At 56.9% G+C, this 23,134-nt stretch carries 19 protein-coding genes; 6 read left to right on the forward strand and 13 right to left on the reverse strand.

Annotation, left to right across the window (positions count from 1 at the left end):
- Nucleotides 1-53: 53 nt before the first annotated feature.
- The 9 genes from recC to rppH form a co-directional block, all read right to left on the reverse strand.
- Nucleotides 54-3,425, reverse strand: a complete 3,372-nt coding sequence (recC, locus tag ACNT1W_RS21560; RefSeq protein WP_419246119.1) for an exodeoxyribonuclease V subunit gamma — start codon at nt 3,423-3,425, stop codon at nt 54-56.
- A gap of 34 nt (nt 3,426-3,459) precedes the next feature.
- Complete coding sequence (locus tag ACNT1W_RS21565) at nt 3,460-3,801, reverse strand: prepilin-type N-terminal cleavage/methylation domain-containing protein (protein WP_261277322.1); 342 nt, start codon at nt 3,799-3,801, stop codon at nt 3,460-3,462.
- A complete protein-coding gene (locus ACNT1W_RS21570; protein WP_115183930.1) occupies nt 3,791-4,237 on the reverse strand; it encodes a YgdB family protein in 447 nt (148 codons plus the stop codon). Before ACNT1W_RS21570 ends, ACNT1W_RS21565 begins: the two co-directional genes overlap by 11 nt.
- The gene (locus tag ACNT1W_RS21575; RefSeq protein WP_419246120.1) at nt 4,234-4,812 is read right to left on the reverse strand and encodes a prepilin peptidase-dependent protein; all 579 of its coding nucleotides are present in this window, start codon (nt 4,810-4,812) and stop codon (nt 4,234-4,236) included. Before ACNT1W_RS21575 ends, ACNT1W_RS21570 begins: the two co-directional genes overlap by 4 nt.
- On the reverse strand, nt 4,800-5,309 hold the full coding sequence (locus ACNT1W_RS21580) for a prepilin peptidase-dependent protein (protein ID WP_261409285.1): 510 nt from the start codon (nt 5,307-5,309) through the stop codon (nt 4,800-4,802). The genes ACNT1W_RS21575 and ACNT1W_RS21580 overlap by 13 nt, the downstream gene beginning before the upstream one ends.
- 198 nt (nt 5,310-5,507) lie before the next feature.
- The gene (gene thyA, locus ACNT1W_RS21585; protein ID WP_017893814.1) at nt 5,508-6,302 is read right to left on the reverse strand and encodes a thymidylate synthase; all 795 of its coding nucleotides are present in this window, start codon (nt 6,300-6,302) and stop codon (nt 5,508-5,510) included.
- A 7-nt stretch (nt 6,303-6,309) separates the two neighbouring features.
- Complete coding sequence (gene lgt, locus ACNT1W_RS21590; protein ID WP_261100333.1) at nt 6,310-7,182, reverse strand: prolipoprotein diacylglyceryl transferase; 873 nt, start codon at nt 7,180-7,182, stop codon at nt 6,310-6,312.
- Between the two features lie 193 nt (nt 7,183-7,375).
- Complete coding sequence (gene ptsP / locus ACNT1W_RS21595; protein WP_012146526.1) at nt 7,376-9,622, reverse strand: phosphoenolpyruvate--protein phosphotransferase; 2,247 nt, start codon at nt 9,620-9,622, stop codon at nt 7,376-7,378.
- A 12-nt stretch (nt 9,623-9,634) separates the two neighbouring features.
- A complete protein-coding gene (gene rppH, locus ACNT1W_RS21600) occupies nt 9,635-10,162 on the reverse strand; it encodes an RNA pyrophosphohydrolase (protein ID WP_012146527.1) in 528 nt (175 codons plus the stop codon).
- A 696-nt stretch (nt 10,163-10,858) separates the two neighbouring features.
- On the opposite strand from rppH, the gene mutH reads away from it, so the two are divergent.
- The 4 genes from mutH to ACNT1W_RS21620 all read left to right on the forward strand — a co-directional run bounded on the left by mutH (nt 10,859) and on the right by ACNT1W_RS21620 (nt 13,981).
- Entirely contained in the window at nt 10,859-11,545 is a 687-nt protein-coding gene (mutH, locus tag ACNT1W_RS21605; RefSeq protein WP_112363227.1) for a DNA mismatch repair endonuclease MutH, read from the forward strand.
- 95 nt (nt 11,546-11,640) lie between these two features.
- Nucleotides 11,641-12,357 (forward strand): TerC family protein, encoded by a 717-nt coding sequence (locus ACNT1W_RS21610; protein ID WP_012146529.1) that lies wholly within the window; start codon nt 11,641-11,643, stop codon nt 12,355-12,357.
- Nucleotides 12,358-12,524: 167 nt separating this feature from the next.
- Nucleotides 12,525-12,743: a YgdI/YgdR family lipoprotein gene (locus ACNT1W_RS21615; protein ID WP_012146530.1), complete on the forward strand. Its 219-nt coding sequence runs from the start codon at nt 12,525-12,527 to the stop codon at nt 12,741-12,743.
- Nucleotides 12,744-12,940: 197 nt separating this feature from the next.
- The gene (locus ACNT1W_RS21620; protein ID WP_218217300.1) at nt 12,941-13,981 is read left to right on the forward strand and encodes an NADP(H)-dependent aldo-keto reductase; all 1,041 of its coding nucleotides are present in this window, start codon (nt 12,941-12,943) and stop codon (nt 13,979-13,981) included.
- Between the two features lie 52 nt (nt 13,982-14,033).
- On the opposite strand, the gene lplT is transcribed toward ACNT1W_RS21620, so the two are convergent.
- The 3 genes from lplT to ACNT1W_RS21635 all read right to left on the reverse strand — a co-directional run bounded on the left by lplT (nt 14,034) and on the right by ACNT1W_RS21635 (nt 20,159).
- Nucleotides 14,034-15,230 carry a lysophospholipid transporter LplT gene (lplT, locus tag ACNT1W_RS21625; RefSeq protein ID WP_218217301.1) on the reverse strand — a complete coding sequence of 399 codons (1,197 nt, stop codon included), beginning with the start codon at nt 15,228-15,230 and terminating at the stop codon, nt 14,034-14,036.
- Nucleotides 15,230-17,383, reverse strand: a complete 2,154-nt coding sequence (gene aas / locus ACNT1W_RS21630; RefSeq protein WP_419246121.1) for a bifunctional acyl-ACP--phospholipid O-acyltransferase/long-chain-fatty-acid--ACP ligase — start codon at nt 17,381-17,383, stop codon at nt 15,230-15,232. The genes lplT and aas overlap by 1 nt, the downstream gene beginning before the upstream one ends.
- A gap of 517 nt (nt 17,384-17,900) precedes the next feature.
- Nucleotides 17,901-20,159 (reverse strand): molybdopterin guanine dinucleotide-containing S/N-oxide reductase, encoded by a 2,259-nt coding sequence (locus tag ACNT1W_RS21635; protein ID WP_012146534.1) that lies wholly within the window; start codon nt 20,157-20,159, stop codon nt 17,901-17,903.
- A 219-nt stretch (nt 20,160-20,378) separates the two neighbouring features.
- On the opposite strand from ACNT1W_RS21635, the gene galR reads away from it, so the two are divergent.
- Nucleotides 20,379-21,398, forward strand: coding sequence for an HTH-type transcriptional regulator GalR (gene galR / locus ACNT1W_RS21640; protein ID WP_012146535.1), 1,020 nt, complete (start codon nt 20,379-20,381; stop codon nt 21,396-21,398).
- On the opposite strand, the gene ACNT1W_RS21645 is transcribed toward galR, so the two are convergent.
- A complete protein-coding gene (locus ACNT1W_RS21645) occupies nt 21,395-21,850 on the reverse strand; it encodes a GNAT family N-acetyltransferase (protein ID WP_012146536.1) in 456 nt (151 codons plus the stop codon). The genes galR and ACNT1W_RS21645 overlap by 4 nt on opposite strands.
- 154 nt (nt 21,851-22,004) lie before the next feature.
- On the opposite strand from ACNT1W_RS21645, the gene ACNT1W_RS21650 reads away from it, so the two are divergent.
- Nucleotides 22,005-23,015 carry a LacI family DNA-binding transcriptional regulator gene (locus tag ACNT1W_RS21650; protein WP_261100296.1) on the forward strand — a complete coding sequence of 337 codons (1,011 nt, stop codon included), beginning with the start codon at nt 22,005-22,007 and terminating at the stop codon, nt 23,013-23,015.
- The last annotated feature ends 119 nt before the right edge of the window (nt 23,016-23,134 follow it).

Genomic DNA, 23,134 nt, shown 5'->3' on the forward strand with positions numbered 1-23,134 from the left:
ATAACCCTGATTATTTTTACCACCTCAGGGCAATCAGTACCACCGGGGGATTGTTACCCAAGGTTATGCCGTGCCAGCGGCAACAGATAACGCTCTGTTTCGTCCAGAATTTGCGCTAAATAAATATTGTCCAACTGGCGGAATACCCGCTGCACATAAGGGTCTTCACCTTCGCCCGGAATACGCTGGTCGCCCTGCCAGGTTTGCAGCAGCTTGCCCCGGGCCTTGATTTGCACCTCTTCATCCCAGTCAATCTGCTGCGTTTGTGGCTGGTAGCACTGGCTCAGCCACGCCCAGCCGCTTTTGTTCAGCAGCAGCAACGGCTGACACAGGCCGCGCTGATAACCCGCCACCAGTTCGGCCAATTGTTCGCGGGCCTCTTGCGCGCTTAATGCAGCAAAGCGCCAGACAGCCCCTTTGCGCCCGTAAATGCGACTTTCGCCGCTCCCCCCGACGCAGCAGTACACCAGATGCTCCAGCCACAGCAATATGCCATCGACTGCCGATAGGGTTGATGGCCGCCAGCGCAGCAGCCCATCGCCTTGTACCTGATGTAACCAGCCGCTGATGCGCACACCGGCAATGTCGATATCCAGTTCCAGGCTGTGCCCTTCACTTCTTTCGGCGCGTACCTGTTCGGCCAGTTCGCTCATCTCTTCTTGTTGTTTTTGCCAGTAAATTTCGCCGAAGGGGCCAAAAGGCAACCCACCGGCGGCACGCACCCGCTGAAACAGGCGGCTGGCATCCTCGCCGTCAATCAGGGTGTTCAGCAGTTGGCTGTTGAACTGATAGCGGCTGAGGTTATCCAGGGTGAAGGGTTCTTCATCCGGCAGTTCGGTTTCTTCCAGGATGAAACTGACCCCCAGCCGCAGTTGGAAGAAGGCGCGGATCGGGTGGCGGTAGAAGCGTAATAAATCGTCCAGCGAGACCTGAGTTTTCTCATCCGGCAGCAAGGGCTGATTAAACGGCGGATGTGCCGCACCGCGCCGATCGGCGGCAGGCAGCCATTCTGCCGCATAGCTCTGCGCTTCGGTATCGGGCAGGAAGTTCTCGGCGGCAAACGGCATGCGTGAATGCCAGTTAAGCAAGTGTTTACCCACCAGACGTGCGCTGCCATCGGCGTCCAGATGTTCATCGCCCGGCAGACAATAACTTTGCTCCAGATACTCCAGCAGTTCAGTCACCAACACCGAGGGATAACGCTCGCTGTTATCCTGAATGGAGCGGCCAATAAAGCTGATGTACAGCCGTTGCTGAGCCGACAAAATCGCTTCCAGGAACAGGTAACGGTCATCATCACGGCGGCTGCGGTCACCGCGTTTGACCTGTTGCGCCATTAGATCAAAGCCTAACGGCGGCAGAGTGCGCGGATAAACCCCGTCGTTCATACCCAGCAGGCAAACCACTTTGAATGGGATGGAACGCATGGGCATCAGCGTACAGAAGTTGATTTGGCCGGCCAGGAAACGCTGGCTGATGCGTTCCTGATCGAGGCGCGCTGCCAACTCGTCCCGCAGGATAGACAGCGGCACCTCATCGGGATAGCGCGCCGCCAGCCCGAACTCGAACAGCCTGTTCCACTCCCGCTCTATCAGTGCCAACACCACTTCCGTTTCGCCGTCCTGCTCAAAGAAGGTCTCAAGCAGTTGACGACACAGTGGCTGCCACTCTGGCAAAGAGCGCGCCTGCCCCAGCCGTTGCCGCCAACGACTCAGCGCTGCCAGCAGTTCCGCCAGTTGCCCGGCCAGTTCTGCCACCAGCCCGCTCGACTCGTCATAAGGCAAAACGCCCTGCCAATCACCGGCATTGCTGTCCATCGCGTAACCCAGCAGCATGCGTGTAATGCCAAATTGCCAGGTATGCTGGCCGGTAGCGGGCAGATCCAATTCACGCACGTTGTCGTCATCCAGCCCCCAGCGCACGCCAGACTCACCAACCCAATGGCGCAACAGGCGCAATCCTTCCTCCCGAATGGAGAAACGTGCCGCCAGTGCCGGAACTTCCAGCAAAGCCAGTACCTGTTCTGAGGTAAAGCGGCTCTGCGGCAGATCCAACAGCGAGATAAACGCCTGTAGCGCCGGGTGCGCCTGGCTGGCTTTTCGGTCAGAAATGGCAAACGGCAGATAGCGTTCGGGCGAGGCGTTACCGAATACCGCCTGAATATAAGGGGTGTAACTGTCGATATCCGCCACCATCACGATGATGTCACGCGGCGTCAGCTCAGGATCGTCCGCCAGCATGCTCAACAGTTGGTCATGCAGCACCTCTACCTCACGCTGCGGGCTATGGCAGGCGTGCAGGCTAATAGACCTGTCGGCCGGATCCAGTCGACGTTTGGTGTCGCTGCTCTCCAGCGTTTCCGGGGTGGTGCCGATCACCGCACTGTTCTTCAGCTCCAACATATCGTACTGAATGCCATGCAACAGATTGTCCGCAGGGATATCCACAAAGGCAAAAACCTCTTCTGAGGACTCGATCTGCGAAAGTAAAAAGTGGTGGTCGCGCCCCAGCTTGCCCCATGAGGCCAACAGCGGGTTCGGCAGGTCTTGCTCGCCGGCGTCATTAAACAATGCCGAGGCGTTATCTGGATCCCTGAATAACGAATATTCCGTTTTATCGCGATAATGCTGTCTTTTGCGGCTCTGTAATTTCGCCAGGAAGGACTGGCTCTGAATGTCCCCCCAATAGTAGCGGCAGGGATTAGTGAACATCAGATGAATATCGATATGCTTGCCCAGCGCCTGCAGCGCTTCCAGATAGACCGGCGGCAAGGCCGAGATGCCGCAGATAAATACCCGAGGCGGCAACCCCGCAGGTGGGGTTTCAGCTTTATCTAACGCGCTGATAAAACGGCGATACAGGTTGGCACGATGCCATTCCGGCTGCCCCAGTTCCTGGGTGTATTCGACCAGTCGCGCCCACAGTGGTGCCTGCCACTGCTGTGCTTCCGCCAGTCCGTCAATGCGTTCGCCTTTCTGCCAGCTTTCCAGCCATTGTGGACGATACACCAGATATTGGTCAAACAGGTCGGCGACCCGGCCGGCAAGCTGGTGAATCTTCCGCTTGTCGCCGTCGTCGGTGAGGTAATGCTGCAGCGGGGCAAATTCAGGCTGAGTGAGCAGATCGGGCAGCAGCCACATCAGCTTCCAGGTCATGGCGTCTTTGCTAAAGGCGCTCTCTTTCGGGATACCCGGTAACACCCGGGTAAACATGTCCCAGATGAAGGTCGCCGGCAGTGGAAAAGCGATGTTGGCGGCAATGCCGAACTGTTCAGCCAGTTGCATCTGTAGCCACTGCGCCATACCGGGGCTCTGCACCAGCACCACTTCCTGTTGAAAAGGATCGGCCAATGGCTCTCTGGCTATCAACGCGCTGGTTAACGTTTTCAGCAAATCCAACTGATTGGAATGATAAACCCTAAACATTGGGAGCTCCCTTAAAACAAAATAGTCTGCCGGTTCACTGACGCATGCAGTACCAACGACTGAGTTCCGCCCACTGCCGTTGGGGCGTTTGTATTCTTACCGTCAGCCGCTGGCAGGCGGCTTGCGGGGTGCTTAACCCGGTCTGACGCTGCCATCCGGATGTCGGTAGCGGTAGCCCGACGTCCACGCGCCCGGTAGCGGCGAAAACTTCCAATTGCTGATGCGCCAACGACCAGGCCTGTCGATACTGCCATTGGCGCTGGAACGACTGCAACAGCACCTGATGATACTGTAACAATCCCAGCAGTGACACCGCGAACAGCAATGCGGCAATCAGCACCTCCGGCAGGCTGAAGCCCCGTTGGCTACTCCGCACAGTCAGCCTGCTTTTTCTCGGGGCAAAAATCCAGCCAGCCGCCGGTTTCCGCTCTTAGCCCGATGTCGCCCCCTGAGCCATCAGGCCTGGTGCGTTGATATAACCGCAGCGGTTCCCCACGGCTCACCTGCGCATCACCACGTACCAGCACAATACCTGCCTGAGAGGACAGTTTTGCACAGGCCCGCAGTTGGTCGGTTTGCTGGCACCACCAGCCGTTGGCGGCGAGCCTGCCGCGTGGCCAGGACTGCGCAACCCCCCAACTGAGCGCCGAAGCGGCCTGATTGTAAGCCTGTAAATATTGCTTCTCGTCGGCAGCCAGCAGCAAAGCACTATCGAGTTGGCGATGCTGGGCATTCAACAGCATCAGCCCCATCACCAACAGCATCATCACCGCCGCCAGAGTGCTGCCTCCCCGCTGCCCGGCAGCGTTCATGGCAGCGAGGCCATATTAACCACCCACTGCAGACTGCGCCGTATGCCGCCATCCGCTTTTGAACGGCCACTCAAGGTCAGCGTTACCCAGCGTTTACCGCCTTCGCCCGCATTCACCTTGATGCCGAAGGCTTCAATGAGTACTTCGTCGTTATCGAGCAGACGCTCCCAGCCAGCGCCATGGCAGTGTCTCACCCCACGTTGCCCCTCCAGCATGCCTTGCCGTAAGCGGTAACCGAAGTATCCAGCGTCGGCGCTAAGGGTTTCCCAACGCCCACTGCGGGTGATGTCATAGGCGACTATCACGCAACTGCCCACGGCCTCCCCGCCCGCCCGGCTAATCAACAGAGGTTGCCCCTGGCACTGGCCGGCACAGAAGCCGGCGCGGCGCAGATCCTTCTCAATGCCAAAGGCTAACTGCCGCAGCACCGATTCCAGCCGATAATGCCGACCAACATCGACACTGTGCTGACGCAAGACCGGATAAGTTTTAGCCGCCGCCAACGCAATCAGGCTGCCAAACGTCAGCGCCAGCATCACCTCCGGCAAGGTAAAACCGCGCGCTAGGGCTGGCATGTCGTAATCCCTCTTATGCTCACGTCTTCACTGCATAGCCGTAGCCGCCCCTTGGCAGACAGCACCAACCGCAGGCGGCCAGCGCCATTGCTGAGCAAGATATGCCCGGCCTGTGCATTGTTACGCAGGCCATAGAACCCCATATCCTTTTGAGTAAAACCCGCCAGTTGCACGTCCCGATAGCCGGGGCTGAACACATCATCGCCGAGCGCTGCGCAATCCATTGGCGATTGGCCGCTGCCGATGCACCAGGGATCGCCGGTTTTAAACCCCAGCAGTGCCGTGCGGTTGCGCCAGTTGGCGTCTGCCTGTAACCGGGTGAGAAATGCCAGCAGTTGCTGCGCGGTATGCTCCAGCCGCAGGGCCTGTTGATAATGACGCCAGTGGCTAACCCCCCAGCCGGTCAGCAGGCCTGCCAGGGTTATCACCACCAGCAGCTCAATCAGCGTCATCCCGCGCTGGCCATCAATATTCTTGAAAATCATCTTGTCGTTCATGGCGGCCAGTGTAACCAGGGCCGCCGCCGGATAAAGACGGCGTTATCCGACCTGAAGCGTGCTGCGCAACCTTTCTATGAAACTGACGGGAGAAACCAACAAAATGCGATGAGGAACGCAGAAACAACCACGGCGGATCGGCAGAAATAAAAAAGGGCGCAACCTGTGCGCCCCTGGGGATCAATCATCGGGTAAAAATCAGATGGCAACCGGTGCCTTAATGGCTGGGTGCGGATCGTAACCTTCGATTTCAAAGTCTTCGAAACGGTAATCAAACAGCGATGCCGGCTTGCGCTTAATCACTAGCTTCGGCAAGGCACGCGGCTCACGCGTCAACTGCAGCTGGGTTTGTTCCATATGGTTGCTGTACAAATGAGTGTCGCCGCCGGTCCAGACGAAATCACCCACTTCCAGGTCACATTGCTGCGCCATCATATGTACCAATAGCGCGTAGCTGGCAATGTTGAACGGCAGGCCGAGGAACACATCGCAGGAACGCTGGTACAGTTGGCAAGACAATTTGCCATCCGCCACGTAGAACTGGAAGAACGCGTGGCACGGTGCCAACGCCATCTGATCCAACTCCCCCACGTTCCAGGCTGAAACAATGATACGGCGTGAATCCGGGTCCTGTTTCAACTGGTTCAGCACGGTGGTCAATTGATCGATCTGACGACCGTCCGCCGTCCCCCAGGCACGCCACTGCTTGCCGTACACCGGGCCAAGGCTACCGTTTTCGTCGGCCCACTCGTCCCAGATGCTGACTTTGTTTTCCTTCAGGTAAGCCACGTTGGTGTCACCGTTCAGGAACCACAGCAGCTCATGGATGATTGAACGCAGGTGACACTTTTTGGTAGTAACCAGCGGAAACCCTTCCTGCAAATTGAAACGCATCTGGTGGCCGAATATCGACAAGGTGCCAGTGCCGGTACGGTCGGCTTTAGGGGTGCCCTCGGCGAGCACTTTGTTCATCAAATCCAGATACTGTTTCATTTGTTCCTCACGACAGTTGTTGCTGCGGGCGGCGACGATACGCCCAAATCATCATAATAATACCGGCCACCACCATAGGGACGGACAGGATCTGCCCCATGCTGATTACGCCGTCGAACAGGCCGAGCTGGGCATCCGGCTGGCGGAAAGCTTCGACAATAATACGGAATGCACCATAGCCAATCAGGAACAGGCCGGAGACGGCGCCCATCGGCCGCGGCTTGCGGATAAACAGGTTCAGAATGATAAACAGCACCACGCCTTCCAACAGCAGTTCATACAGCTGGGACGGGTGACGCGGCAACACGCCGTATTGGTTCAGAATAGGCAACAGTTTCGGATCGGCGGCGGCAAGCGCCACGTCTTCTGCACGCGAGCTTGGGAACAACATCGCCCATGGGGTATCGGTAGTCACGCGGCCCCAGAGTTCACCATTGATAAAGTTGCCCAAACGGCCGGCGCCCAGGCCGAAGGGGATCAACGGGGCAATAAAATCAGAAACCTGGAAGAAGGTGCGTTTGGTGCGGCGAGCGAACCAGAACATCACCAGGATCACCCCCATCAAACCGCCGTGGAACGACATGCCGCCATCCCAGACTTTAAACAGATAGAGCGGGTTATCCATGAACAGCGGCAGGTTGTAGAACAGCACATAACCAACGCGGCCACCGACGAACACACCGAGGAAACCGGCGTACAGCAGGTTCTCTACTTCATCCTTGGTCCAGCCGCTGCCTGGTTTGTTAGCCCGGCGTACCGCCAGCCACATGGCAAAAACAAAGCCAACCAGGTACATCAGACCGTACCAATGCAGAGAAACCGGGCCGATCGAGAAAATCACCGGATCAAATTTAGGAAACGCCAGATAGCTATTGGTCATCTATCACCACAACATGTCTATTATTCTTCCCCATCCGGGGGCGGCAGGTGCCAAACGCGGTGAAACACAGCGGGAACACTATTTTTCCGTGGCTTTCAACGCAGTTGAGGAAGCGGATAATAGCATAAGCTTAACCACCACCGGACTGGCCCGCCGGGAAAAGTTCTGTAAAAAAATCAGTCAGCCCGCGGCCTTACTTGCCGCCGCGGATCAAACCGCCCATACCACGACGTTCCATAAATGCCGCCACCTGATGGCGCACTTCGGTGGTCATTTGGGCGTTAAGCACCCGCTGGGCCAGCACTTCGGCGTCGGATAACTCAATGTGTCGCAGCAGATATTTTATCCGCGCCACGCTGCGGCCGTTCATGCTCAGGTTGCGGTAGCCCATCCCCACCAGCAGCAGCGCACCCATTGGGTCACCGGCCAGTTCACCGCACAGGCTGACCTGCAGCCCGACGGCCCTGGCCTGAACGGCTATCAGCTTCAGCACCTGCAACATGGAAGGATGCAGGCTGTCGTACAGTGAGGCCACCCGGGTATTGTTGCGATCCACCGCCAGCAGGTATTGGGTCAGGTCGTTGGTCCCCACCGAAATAAACTCAATGCGCCCGGCCAGATGCGGGATCATGAAGATCATCGAAGGGACTTCCAGCATGATGCCCAATTTGGGTTTTGGGATTTCATACCCCAGCACCTCTTCCACTTCCCGCCCTGCCCGGTCGATCAACCTGCGAGCCTCGTCGATCTCTTCCAGGCTGGTGATCATCGGCAGCAGTATACCCAGATTGCCGGTACCGGCATTGGCGCGCAGCATGGCTCGCACCTGGATCAGGAAGATCTCCGGTTGATCCAGGGTAATTCGGATACCACGCCAGCCCAGGCACGGGTTTTCTTCGCTGATCGGCATATAAGGCAGTTGTTTATCGGCACCGATATCCAGCGTACGTAGCGTCACTGGCTTATTCGGGTACATCTGCAACATGCCCTGATACTGGGCGACCTGCTCCTCTTCGGAAGGGAAGCCGCTCTGTAGCATAAAGGGAATTTCGGTACGGTACAGACCCACACCGTCAACCCGCCCGCCCAGCAGCTTTTCATGTTCCGGGCTGAGGCCGGCATTAAGCATCACCTGAACCCGCTCGCCGCTTTTAAGCTGGGCCGGTTGCTCAACGTCATCTTCCGCCAACCGGCTTAATTCCAGCTCTTCGCTGATCAGCCGTTGGTATTCCTGCACCAGCACCGGTTCGGGGTCGACCAAAAGTTCGCCGCGATAACCATCGACAATCAGCAGTCGCTGGCTGAGCAGCGCAGGCTGAATATCCGCGCCCATCACCGTCGGTACGCCCATCGCCCGCACCAATATGGCTGCATGGGAGTTGGCGGCACCGTCGCGCACCACCACGCCGACCAGCCTGTCCTGCGGCATTTCAGCCAGCAGAGTCGCGGTCAGCTCATCGGCTACCAGCACAAAACGCGCCGGCCACTGGGTAGCGCCCTGGGTGGTGTCATCGAGATGGAATAGCAGACGCTGGCCGAGCGCGCGCAGATCGCTGGCACGCTCACGCATATAGGTGTCTTGCAGGCTGGCAAACTGGGCGGCAAAGACTTCGATCACCTGTTTAACCGCCCATTCCGCCACGGAACCGGCATCAATCTCGGCAAAGAGTTCGCGCTTGAGACGAGCGTCGTTGAGCAGGTGAGAGTAAAGATCGAAGATCGCCGCGCTCTCTTTTTGCGAGCTGGCGGCAAAGCGCTTGCTGAAACGGCGGAATTCCGCGCCGGCCTCTTCGAGTGCCTGAGTCAGGCGTTCACGTTCGCTGGCGGTATCGAGCGTCGAGGCTTTGTAAACCTGGTCGAGAGACGGCTGGCTGCTGTCCTGCCAGCCTTCAGCTACTGCGACGCCCGGCGATGCCGCCAGTGCACGAATACGCGTCTGACGATATTGACCAAAAATGGCGTTAAGCTGTGACTGCGAGAGGATCCCGGCCATTTGCGTGGCCAGGGTCACCATGAAGGACTCTTCGCTTTCATCAAACTGGCGCAGTTCACGCTGCTGCACCACCAATACCCCCAGCAACTGACGGCGATGAATGATCGGCACGCCGAGGAAGGATCGGAAACGATCCTCTTTCACCTGGGGAATGTATTTGAAGCTGGGGTGGCTCTGCGCGTCTGCCAGGTTAATCGGCTCCGCACGGCGTCCGACCAACCCGACAATACCTTCATCAAATGCCAGTGCGATAGCGCGCCCACGCGGTTTTTTTAACCCGCGTGTCGCCATCAGGTAATAGCAGCGGCGGTCGTTGTCCGCCAGGTAGATGGAACAGACTTCTGTATCCATTGCCAGACAGGTTTCATTGACCAAAAGATCCAGCGCATCTGTCAGACTGGCCGCCGCGGCCACCTTCTCAACAATTTCTCGCAAGCGCGTGAGCATAGTCGGCTTAACTTAACCTCTCTTCCGGCGATAAGCGGGGGTCTGCCGCTGTGCTGCCTGCTCCTGCATCGGCATCACGGTGACGGCGAATTCTTTCATCACCCGGCGGTAAACGTCGCGTTTGAACGACACCACCTGGCGCACCGGATACCAAAAACTTACCCAGCGCCAACCGTCAAACTCCGGCGTGCTGCTGCGTTGCATATTGATATCAGCGTCATTGCACATTAACTGCAACAGAAACCATTTCTGCTTTTGGCCGATACAAACCGGCTTTGTGTCCCAACGCACCAAACGTTTTGGCAATTTATAGCGCAACCAGTTGCGGGTTGAGGCCAGGATACGGACATCCTTTTTACTCAGCCCCACTTCTTCGAACAGCTCACGGTACATGGCCTGTTCTGCGGTTTCACCAGGGTTAATCCCACCTTGGGGAAACTGCCAGGAGTGTTGACCGTAACGGCGAGCCCACAGGACTTGCCCCTGACGATTACAGATTACGATACCAACATTCGGGCGGTAGCCATCATCATCGATCACCGGACTACCTCGATAAGCTTAAATTCGCATAGATACCCTGATTGTTTCACACAAGCTACAGGCGGTAAACCACTGCTTTGCGGCGCTGCAAACCGGATAACATTGGGATAACTCACAGATAATGGCAAAGTTATAAACATGCGGAACGATTTACACCGGGTTTTATTCACTTTTTCTGTGGATAGGTATGTGAAGAACTCAAGGGATAAGCCGGTAAAACTCTGGTGAGCCTAAAAACCCCGGAAATACAAAAATCACATTAACCCTTTAAAAACATATTGATATGTAATTATCAACAGCCCTATACAGAGCAAAAATGTGATCTATGTCCGTTTAGGATCTTACCCTGGCGAAAGATCCACCAACGTCGTTTTTATCCACAGATTATCCGTATGAGTTACGCACAAATCGGACAATTTCGCAAAAAAGTGCCTGAGTCAAGGCTGTAAATCGAACCAGTGATCGGTAAAAATTTGGGTTATCCCATAAATCTGTGGATAAATAGGTGTAAGATCCTGTTTATTGTCGGTGGCTACAGGTGCACAAGCGTCAGCCGGAATTTTTCCTCTGTCGGGTGAGAGAGAAAAAGTCATGGAAAATCATGCTACTATTATTCTTTTCCCCAGTCCTTTCCGGTCAAAGTTCTCTGTGGACAAATACAGTACGTTTTTCAACCAAATCTAACAGGCTTGTATTATGGCGTTTTTATCTCCTTTGCCCCCTCCTCCTGAAAACGAACAACAGCTGTTTGAAAGGGCGCAGCGGCTTGCCGGCTGTTCCCTGGGCGAACTGGCCGAAGGTGCGCGGTTGGCTATCCCCAGGGATCTGAAGCGTGATAAAGGCTGGGTTGGCATGCTGCTGGAGCAATATCTTGGCGCCATGGCGGGCAGCAAGCCGGAGCAGGATTTCCCCGAACTGGGCATCGAGCTGAAAACCATCCCGATAGACGCCGCCGGCAAACCGCTGGAAACCACCTTCGTCTGCGTAGCCCCCTTAACCGGCAACAGCGGCGTAACCTGGGCCAGCAGCCATGTACGTCATAAGCTGGCGCGGGTGCTGTGGATCCCGGTAGAAGGTGAGCGACAAATCCCGCTGGCGCAGCGACGTATCGGTTCACCGCTGTTGTGGAGCCCAAACGCCGAAGAAGAAGAGATGCTGCGCCGCGACTGGGAGGAACTGATGGATTTGATCGTGCTCGGCCACGTAGAGCGGATCACCGCCCGCCACGGTGAGGTGCTGCAACTGCGTCCCAAGGCGGCCAACAGTAAGGCCCTGACCGAAGCTATCGGCGAACAGGGGCAGCCGATCCTCACATTGCCACGCGGTTTTTACCTGAAAAAAAGCTTCACCGGCGCATTATTGGCAAGACATTTCTTTGTCTGATCCCTTTTGTTTAGGTCACGTTTAGCTAACAGTGTCGTTGTATCAATAAACGCGTATAATTCAGCCTTTGTTTTTTATTAAGGTGTGGCTCGACAATGTTTGAGTGGATTATGGATCCCAATGCCTGGTTAGCGTTAGGTACGCTGACCATTCTTGAGATCATTCTGGGTATTGATAACATTATTTTCCTTTCGCTGGTGGTGTCCAAGCTGCCGAAAGCGCAGCAGAACAAGGCTCGCCGCATCGGGCTGGCCGGCGCAATGTTAATGCGTCTGGGGCTGTTAGCCTCCATCGCCTGGGTGATCCGTCTGACCCATCCGCTGTTTAGCGTCATGGACCACAGCATCTCGGCACGCGATCTGATCCTGCTGCTGGGTGGGCTGTTCCTGATTTGGAAAGCCAGTAAAGAGATCCATGAAACCATCGAAGGCTCTGATGAAGAGCACCACACCAAGGTGCACGGCTTCTTCGGCGCTATCGTGCAGATTATGCTGCTGGACATCATTTTCAGCCTGGACTCGGTGATTACCGCGGTAGGCCTGTCCGACCATCTGTTTATTATGATGGCCGCAGTGGTGATTGCCGTTGGCGTCATGATGTTTGCCGCCCGGCCTATTGGCGAGTTCGTTAACCGCCACCCTTCGGTGAAGATGCTGGCGTTGGCGTTCCTGATCCTGGTGGGCTTCACCCTGATGCTGGAAAGCTTCCAGGTGCATGTGCCGAAAGGCTACATCTACTTTGCGATGTTCTTCTCAATGTCGGTCGAAGCGCTCAACCTGATGCGCAGCAAGAAAAAAACCGTCTCTGAGTAATTCCCCACGGGAGTGCGCGTCAGCCACTCCCGTTATTATTTTCTGCTGCCCTGTTTCAGCGTCACTTTCCCTATCAAGATAAAGACTTATCCGAAACACGGCGCATCCAGATTTTGCTAATCTTAAAAGAAGCTTCTTTTTTGCATATATAACTGAGGATCCGCAGGATGAAAAAGTGGGTAATGGCAGTGTCTGCGTTGGTGATCGCCGCCGGGTTGGCGGGATGTTCCAGCGATTACGTGATGGCGACCAAAGACGGCAATATGATCCTGACCGAGGGCAAACCGGAGATTGACCAAGATACCGGCCTGATCAGCTATAAAGATGAAAAAGGCAACAGCCGCCAAATCAACGGCGATCAGGTTTCACAGGTTATCGAACGTTAAATTCCCCGTCGGCTATCGCTCTCGTAGTGCGCGATAGCCCTCCCCGCACTGAATCCGCTTCCCCCATCTTCTCGGCTTGGTTATAGTCGGCAAAGGCAGTACACCGCCTTGCAGGTTGTTTGCCACAGCCTGCCCTTTGGCTCCTGTTTCACCGGGCGGTTTAGCCCGTAAGCGCTAACATGAAAGGAAGGCCGTTAATGCAATACCACCGTATTCCCCACAGTTCTTTAGAAGTGAGCGTGCTGGGACTGGGCACCATGACCTTTGGCGAACAGAACAGTGAAGCCGATGCCCATACGCAACTCGACTATGCATTAGCCGCTGGCGTCAACCTGATCGACACCGCAGAGATGTACCCGGTACCGCCCCGCCCTGAAACCCAGGGGCTGACCGAGCAATACATCGGCAGTTGGATCAAGGCACGCGGCAACCGTGAAAAGATAGTGCTGGCCAGCAAGATTGCCGGGCCGGTGCGCGGTACCGACAGCAGCATCCGCCCGCAGCAGGCGCTGGATCGCAAAAATATTCGTGTCGCGCTGGACGCCAGCCTGAAACGACTCAACACCGATTATCTCGATCTCTACCAATTGCACTGGCCGCAGCGCCCGACCAACTACTTCGGCAAGCTCAATTATCAATACACCGACGATAAGGCCACCGTCACCCTGCTGGAAACGCTGGAAGCGCTGACCGAACAGGTACGTGCCGGTAAAATCCGCTATATCGGGGTGTCTAATGAAACGCCATGGGGCGTAATGCGTTACCTGCAACTGGCTGAAAAACATGAGTTGCCGCGTATCGTTTCGATTCAAAACCCCTATAGCCTGCTGAACCGCAGTTTTGAGATTGCCCTGGCGGAAATCAGCCAGCACGAAGGGGTCGAACTGTTGGCCTATTCCAGCCTGGCGTTCGGCACCCTGAGCGGCAAGTATCTCAACGGTGCCAAGCCGGCAGGTGCACGCAACACGCTATTCACTCGCTTTAACCGCTACTCTGCGCCACAAACGCAGTTGGCGATTGCCGAGTATGTCGCGTTAGCCAAAAAGCACGGGTTGGATCCGTCGCAGATGGCACTGGCGTTTGTGCGCCAGCAGCCGTTCGTTGCCAGCACCCTGCTGGGTGCAACCACGTTGGAACAGCTGAAAACCAACATCGACAGTTTCGACGTGGTATTGAATGAAGACGTACTGCAGGGGCTGGAAGAGATCCACACCCGCTTTACTATTCCGGCACCATAAAACACGTCCTGCGCCATCAATAAGATGGGGCGCCTAATCCGCGCCCCTTCTGCTATTTTGCCCGCCGCTGCGACAGCCACAGCGCGCTAATTGCCAGCGCAAACACCACGCCAAAGCCAATTCCCACGCCGACCACCGGCACACTGACTTTAACGGCCAGCGAATACAACCCGAGCATCAGCAACATGGCGGTGTTCTCCCCCAGGTTCTGTACCGCGATCGCATTGCCTGCCCCCACCGAATTTTTGCCCCGTTCCTGCAACAGCGCATTCAACGGCACCACAAAAAAACCGCCCAATACGCCGATAATCAACAGCAGTGCATAAGCGTTAAACAGGGTGGTTTGCAGGGCGAATATTGCCACCGCCACGCCGATCAGGATCCCGGCGGGCATACAGCGCTTCACCGTCTCCAGCGTGACGAAACGTGCGGCTGCCCCGGCGCCTATCACTATCCCGACCGCCACCATCGCATTGAGCAACGTCGGCGTAGCATTGTCGGCGATACCGAGTGCCACCGGTACCCAAAGCACCAACAGGAAGCGCAGCGTGACCCCGGCCCCCCAAAACAGACTGGTACCGATCAAAGAGAAACGCGTCTGACCGTCGCGCCACAGCACCACACAGGCGTTGAAGAAAGCCTGCGTCATGGCACGCGGCGTCCAGGAAACGGCAGGATGTGCCGCCGGTAAACGTGGAATGTACAGATTGGCGATCACCGCCGCCGCGTAGACCACCGCACACACCGCCAGCGCCGCCACAATGTGCCAGTCGGCCAATATGCCGCCGGCCACCGAACCTATAAGGATCGCGGCGATGGTAGAAGCCTCCATCAGGCCGTTGGCTTTGACCAGCTTTTCGCCGCTGGTGATCTCTCCCAGAATGCCGTATTTGGCGGGTGAATAGGCGGCTGCCCCTACGCCGACCAGGGTATAGCCGAGGAACGGATTAAACCCGAAACAGATCACCAATGCGCCGGCCAGTTTCAGGCCGTTGGCCACCATCATCACCCGCCCCTTGGCGAAGCTGTCGGCGACCTGACCGACAAAAGGCGCGAGGATGATATAGGTGGCGACAAACGCCATCTGCAAAATCGGTTGGCTCCAGTCGGGGTAGAGCTGTTGCTTGATCAATGCCAGGGTAGCGAACAGCAATGCATTGTCACCGAATGCGGACAGAAACTGGGCGCAAATTACGGCGATCATACTGCGAGAAAGCAAAGGTGAATCAGTAGGTAACGTCGGGTTCATCAGGCAATCTCCGGCTGTTCAGCCATGTTACGCAGGGTCACAAAGTCCGGTTTACCGCTGCCAAGCACCGGTAAGGTTTTCAAAATACGGATATCACGCGGCACCGTCAGCTCAGGGCTGCCCAATTCACGCGCCACCTTCAACAAGGCCTCACGGGTGATGCCTGCGTCGGTGGTAAACAGCACCAACGCCTCGCCCTTGCTGCTGTCGCTTTTAACCGTGGCGGCATGCTGGGCTTCCGGCGCGACGCGCTGTGCCAGCAGTTCAACGCTTTCCAGCGAGACCATTTCCCCCGCCAGTTTGGCAAAGCGCTTCACCCGGCCGCGGATCACGCAGTAACCCTGCTCGTCCAATGTGACAATATCGCCGGTATCGTACCAACCCGGCTGCAGGTTGCCATGCTCATCCTCGGCCGCCGGGGGTTCCAGTTCGCCCGGGCGTTCCACCCGCAGGTAACCTTTCATGATATTAGGCCCCTTCAACTGCAGGCGCCCACCGTTATCGATGCCCGGCACCTTCATCAGCCGCGCTTCCATGTTCGGCATAATACGGCCGACGGTACCGACCTTGGCCGCCAGCGGCACGTTGATCGACACCACAGGTGCGCATTCAGTCACGCCATAGCCTTCCAGAATACGGATGCCGTATTTGTCCTGATAAATCTGTTTGGTGCTGTCCGCCAGCTTTTCCGCCCCGGCAACCACATAGCGCAAACGGGCAAAATCATACGGGTGAGCAAAACGCGCATAGTTATTAAGGAAGGTCGCTGTGCCGAACAACACGGTGCAGTTACGGTCGTACACCAGCTCCGGAACCACACGGTAATGCAGCGGGCTGGGGTAAAGGAAGATGCGGCTGCCGGTCATCAGCGGCGTCAGCAGCCCGACCGTCAGGCCGAACGAGTGGAACAACGGCAGCGATGACATAAAGCGATCACGCGGGGTGAAATCGGCGATGGTACGGATCTGTTCAACGTTGGCCAACAGGCTGGCATGGGAATGCACCACGCCCTTCGGATTGCCCTCCGAACCCGATGTGAACAGGATCAGCGCCGCATCGTCAGGCTGCTGCGGCAGCATGGCCCGCGCCGGTTGGAACAGATGGCGCAGGATCCACAGCTTGTCCGCCAGGGTCACCGTATCTTTCAGGTCTTCCAGGTACACCCAGTTAGCCTCCGGCACCTGCTGCGGCAAATGGGTCAGCTTGCCCTTTTCGAGAAACTGACGTGACGTGACGATAGTTTTGAGGCTGGCGGCGGTCATGGCGCTTTTCAGGCCCTTGGAACCGGCGGTGTAGTTGAGCATCGCCGGAATGCGGTTGCGCAGTGAAGCGCCAAAAATCGCCGCTACGGTGATGGTCGCGTTCGGCAATAACATACCGACATGTTCGCCCTCGGCGGTAAAACGTTGCAGGATACGGCTGACGCCCAGCGCTTTCTTGGTCAGCGTGCGGTAACTGTCCTCCTTGAAGTTAATATCCTCGATACACGGCTTGCTGCGGCCATAACGGTACTGCGCCGCCAGCAGAGCCTGAAACAGGGTCTGCGGCTCACGGGTATCCATTCGCGCCTGCATCATGATCTGGTGCAGCCGATCCCCGGCCAATGCTCGGCGATCGCGGGCGCGCGGCGCTACCGGCATCGGCAGCGAGGTCGGCGGTAAAATACGGATGCTGATCTGCGGGAACCAGCGGATCTTGAACACTCCTGCCATGCGGCCAAAGGGGCTGAACTCGGCGCCATCGAGCCGTATCGGCACCAGGGTCGCCCCCGATTTGGCGGCGATAAACGCGGCACCGTCATAAACCTTCATCAGCGAACCGGTAACGGTTATGCGTCCTTCGGGAAACACCACTACCGGCCTGCCCTGTTCCACCGTGCGCACCAGCTGTTTGATGGCCATGGGTTTGGTAGGGTCGAGCGAGACAAAGTCGATATAGGGCCGCAGCCAGCGCATAAACCAACGATCGCCAATACTGGCATAGACGGCAAACACCGGTTTGATCGGCAAAAACAACGCCAGCAAAATACCGTCAAGGAAGGAGATATGATTGGGCGTAATCAGCAGTTTTTGCTGGTCGAAATGCCGGACGTCGCCCTCGACACGTACCCGGTACAGCAGGCGGAACAGCACCCGCAGTATAGAAAAGATCATGCCCTTCTCCCCTTGGCCAAGATGAGCGTAAATGGTTGTAGGGAAAAGAATACTATATGGCAGGCAAAAAAAAACCTACGCATCCGCGTAGGTTGGTGCAATTGAAAATGGCTTCAACATACAGAGTATGCTGATTTCTCACCAATCAATACCTCTGGGATCACCTACTCTAGAGAGGTAGCGATCAAGAAACTACCGACCAATCGCAAGAGTTTTGCTCTAAATGCAACCAGCTGTAAATTTCCCGCAATTTACGGAAATAACTCAATGAAACTTAAACAGTCCTGGAACAGAAAAATACAAAATCGAATTTTGTGCAGGCGGGATGGCAGGGCATCAGACAAAAAAAACCTACGCATCTGCGTAGGTTGGTGCAAATTAATATGGGTTCAACAACAAGTTGCTGAGATTCACCAATCAATACCTCTGGGACGTTCAATTTACCCTGTGCCGGCAAAAACCAGCCAGCAGGCAATCGCAACATTGGGGCGCAAAGTGTAACCAGGGGTGTAATTGTTTATCGAACGCTCACCTCGACCAGGCAGCTCATGGCGTTCGGCCCCTGAGTTAACGGCGAGGTGCCGATATCCAGCGTTAATACGTTCGGATTGCCGGACTGTTCCACCTGCAGTCGCTGGCTGCCGAAGCCCGGATCAAACCAGGCACCGGTGGCCATCAGCACCACGCCCGGTGTAACGCCGTCGGTAATAGCGACGCCCGCCAGACAACTGCCGCGCGCATTGCTGACCAACACCTCAACGCCATCGACAATACCGCGTTTTATCGCATCCTGCGGGTGCATATACAGCGTTTCGCGCCCGGCGGTTTTATTGCCCTGCGCCAGGGGGGCCGGGTCCATCTGGCTGTGTAAACGATCGCTCGGCTGGATGGAAATCAGGTGCAGCGGCCACTCTTTGGCCTGTGGCGCCCCCAGCCATTCGACCGGCGGCTGCCACTGCGGATGCGGTGCAAAATCAGCATAACCGTAGCCGGCTATTTTCTCGCTGAACAACTCAATCTTGCCGCTCGGGGTTTGCAACGGGTTGGCCTGTGGGTCGGCGCGGAAGTCGTCAAAGAACACGAATTCTTTCGCCGGTGCCGGCAGCTCGACATAGCCTTTACGCCAAAAATCCTCGAACTCGGGCCATTCCACACCGGTACCGGCCTGCGCCTGTCCGCACTGCTGATAGATAGATTCGATCCAGGCTCGTTCATCGCGATTTTCGGTGAATTGTTCGCGGTAACCCAGTCGCTCCGCCAGATCGGCAAAAATATCAAAGTCGTTACGCGCCTGATGCTGCGGCGCAATGGCCTGATGCATCGCCAACACGTAGCGATCGCGCGATGAACCGCCGATATCGTTACGTTCCAGCGAGGTGGTTACCGGCAGCACGATATCCGCCATTTTGGCGGCCGGAGTCCACCAGATATCCTGCACAATCACCGTATCCGGCTTCTGCCAGCCTTCCACCAGCCGGTTTAACTGTTGGTGATGATGGAACGGGTTACCCCCGGCCCAGTGCACCAAATGGATATCCGGGTAATGCAGCGTCTCACCGCGGAACTGGTAGGGTTCGCCCGGTTGCAGCAACATGTCGCAAATGCGTGCCACCGGGATCGCCAACCCGCAAGGGTTAGGCCCCACCGGCATCATTGGCCCCGGCGTATCCACGCGCGGGTTGCCAACGCCGTTCATTGAACCGTGGCCAAACGAGAAGCCGCCGCCCGGTAGCCCAACCTGGCCGAGCATCGCCGACAGGGCAATCATCATCCAATAGGGCTGTTCGCCACGATGAGCGCGCTGAACGGAATAGGAGCAGGTAAGAAAGCTTCGCACGCCAATCAGTTGCTGTGCGAGCAAGCCAATGCGCGCCGCCGGAATACCGGTGATCGCACTGGCCCATTCTGGGGTTTTCGCCACGCCGTCATCGGTGCCGCGCAGATAACTCGCCAGTTGGTCATAACCGGCACAGTGGCTATAGAGGAATGCTTCGTCCTGCGCGCCCCGACGCTGAATTTCATACGCCAGTGCCAGCATTAACGCCACATCGGTATTCGGGCGGATTGGGATCCATTCGGCATTCACAAATGCCGGGCAGTCATCACGCATCGGGCTGATGTTGATAACCGGGGTGCCTTTCTGCACCAGTTTTTGCAACCATGGTTTGAGCGAGTGTTCCGCCGCGCCACCGGACGATACCTGGGCATTTTTCAGTGCCAACCCACCGAAAGCCACAAACAGTTCACAGTGCTCAACCACGCTCGGCCAACTGGTGACGCGCCCGGTCAATGGGGTGAAGGTACCAATCACATAGGGCAGGAAAAACTGCGCAGCGCCCCAACTGTAGTTGCCTAACTGATCAACACCGCCGCCACCGCCGAAATAAAAGCGCCGCACCAGCGAACGCGCATGATGCAAACGCCCGGCGGATGACCAACCATAGGAGCCGGTAAACAGGCCCGAGGGGCCATAGCGATCGCGCACGCGGCGGTTTTCTTCCGCCACCAGATCGAGCGCCAGATCCCAGTCCACTTCGACAAAATCCTCACGGCCACGCAGCGTGCGGTCACTGCCTTCACGCTTTTGCAGCCAGGAACGGCGCACCGCCGGCTTGCGGATCCGTTTGTCGGAATAGGCCATCGGCGCGATGGAGTCGAGCATCGGGGAAGGATCCGGATCGCCTGCAAACGGCTCACAGCGGATAAGCCTGCCGTCTTCAACCACGGCGGTATACGCCCCCCAGTGAGCGAGTTGCGGGTAACGTTTAATCGACATGCGGTTCTCAAACAAAATGGGATACACAAAAGTAACATTAGCTGCCGTGCGCCGCCAAAGCACAAATGGCTCTATTACTGAGCTGCGCAGGTCTAAGCACAGAATAAATCGCCCATATCTGCAACAGCCGCCACAAGTTGCGATCGCCAGCGCTTGCAGCCCCGGGTTTTTTCCGCAAGACTGAGGAATGTAAGCGATTACCCAGGATGTATGACAGATATGGCTACCATAAAGGATGTTGCCAGGCTGGCGGGTGTTTCCGTGGCCACGGTATCCCGCGTAATAAACCATTCCCCGAAGGCCAGCGAAAGCTCACGCACCGCCGTGCTGGCTGCGATGGAACAACTGCAGTACCACCCAAACGCCAACGCCCGCGCGCTGGCGCAGCAATCGACCGAAACGCTGGGGCTGATCGTCTCCGACGTGTCCGATCCCTTTTTTGGCGCTATGGTCAAAGCGGTCGAACAGGTGGCCTACGCTACCCACAACTTCTTGCTGATTGGCAACGGTTACCATGAGGCGGAAAAAGAGCGTCAGGCGATTGAACAACTGGTGCGTCACCGCTGTGCAGCACTGGTGGTGCATGCCAAAAAGCTGACCGATCCTGAGTTAAGCGGCTGGATGCAGCAGATCCCGGGGATGGTGCTGATTAACCGCACGCTGCCGGGCTTTGAATCGCGCTGTGTGGCGCTGGACGACCGCTATGGTGCCTGGCTGGCGACTCGCCATCTGATTCAACAGGGGCATCAGCGTATTGCCATCGTCTGCTCCACCCACCAAATTTCCGACGCCGCAGACCGCCTGCAGGGTTATCTCGATGCATTGCAGGAGCATGGCATTGCGGTAGATGAAAGGTTGATTGCCTACGGAGAGCCGGACGAAATCGGCGGTGAACAAGCGATGACCGAGTTGCTCGGGCGCGGTAAAAACTTCACCGCAGTGACCTGTTATAACGATTCGATGGCCGCAGGCGCGCTCTCGGTGCTGAGCGACAACAGCGTGGATGTGCCGGGCCAAATGTCGTTGATTGGCTTTGATGACGTGTTGATTTCACGCTATCTGCGCCCCCGCCTGACCACCATCCGCTATCCGGTGGTGGCCATGGCGACTCAGGCGGCCGAACTGGCACTGGCGCTGGCCAATAACCAGCCGCTGCCGGAGATCACCAATATGTTCAGCCCGACGCTGGTGCGCCGCCACTCGGTGGCCAGCATCAATAACGTTTACGAGCAGAACTAGTCCAGCTCGCGGTGATAGAGCCGCACCGGGCGATCAGGGTAGTCCAGCGCGTCGCCGATATAGTGCCAGCCGTGACGTTCGTAATAGCCGCTGAAGTCACTGTAGAGATACAGCTCGTTAAAGCCGGCCTGGCGGCTGTAGTCCTGTACATGCTGCTGCAGCCGCAGACCCAGGCCGCTGCCGCGCTGGCTTTCATCGACATACAGCGCCGCCAGCCAGGGCGTCAGATCCTGGCGGCTGATTAAATCACAGCGCCACAGACCGACGGTGCCGACCAGTTCGTCCCCCTGCAAGGCAATAAAAGTGATGGGCAAGTCTGCCCCACGCAGACCACTGTCCACCACGCTGGCGAAAAATGCCCTGCTGTTTTCACTGCCGAATGCCTGCCATAGCCAGTTGATCACCTGCTGCCGGTGCTGCGGATAATCTGCCAGAAGCACAATATTAGTCATCCAGCCTTCCCCTTATTCTCATTGCCAGAGAACAGTCTACGAGCGTTTCACCACAACGCAATCACTGCAATAAAAAGCCGCGCAGCCAAGGGCTAACCCTATGCTAGACTGAGCATTATTTGCCACAGCGGAAGTTGAAAGGGGTAAGCCATTGATGATCACCATGTTGGATGTTTCCATTCGCGCGGGGGTATCTAAAGCCACGGTTTCACGCGTGTTGAATGGCACCGGCCAGGTGAAAAAGAGCACCCGCGACGCGGTGTTCAAGGCCATGGACGAGCTGGGCTACCGCCCCAATTTCCTGGCCCAATCGCTGGCAAATAAAAGCTCCAACAGTATCGGGCTGGTGGTTTCCAACTTCGATGGTCCCTACTTCGGCCGCCTGCTGCGAAAAGCCGCCAAGCTGATCGAGGCCAGCGGCAAGCATCTGATTGTCACCGATGGCCACGACACGCCGGAAGACGAGCTGCAGGCGGTGCAACTGCTGGCCGATCGCCGCTGCGACGCCATCATCCTGTATACCCGTTTTATGTCCGAGCCCACGCTGATGAACCTGTTGGACAGCCTGCCGGTGCCGATCATGGTGATCAACCGCGATCTGCCACAGGCCCGCGCACGCTGTGTGTCCTTCGAACAGCAGAAAGCCGCCTTCCATGCGGTGGATTATTTGATTCGGCAAGGACATCGCGAGATAGCCTGCATTACCGGGCCGATTGCCACGCCTACCGCCCTGGCTCGGTTGGCCGGTTATCGGCAGGCGCTTGAGCATCACACCATTGCCTTTGACGACGCCCGCGTAGCCTATGGTGACAGCAGCGTACAGAGCGGCTACCAGGCTGTGCGTAGTTTACTGGCCGGGGGTAGCGGCTTTAGCGCCCTGTTTGCCTGTAACGACGACATGGCGGTCGGCGCAATGAAAGCGTTGCACGATGCGGGTAAACGCCTGCCGCAGGATGTCTCACTGTTCGGCTTTGACGACGAACCCAGCGCCGCCTATTTGCAACCGGCGCTGTCTACCGTTTATCTGCCGATCGACGTGATGATCGAAGCCGCCATCAGCCAGGCTTTCCGCCTGATTAAGGGGGAGGACATACAGCCACTTACGCCTTTCACCGGTGAACTTCGGCTACGGGAATCCGTGGTGCCAGGGCCTTACGCCGACTGATTCCATCTGGCGCCGCCGCTGATTGCGCGCCGCGCCGCATTTCCTCCACCGCCATTTCCTTTCCCTGCCACCAGCCCGCATATTGTCATGACAATAACCTTTACACTATATAGCACAAA

This window comes from Serratia sp. NFX21 (genome assembly GCF_048517035.1).
Classification (GTDB): Bacteria; Pseudomonadota; Gammaproteobacteria; order Enterobacterales; family Enterobacteriaceae; genus Serratia; species Serratia quinivorans.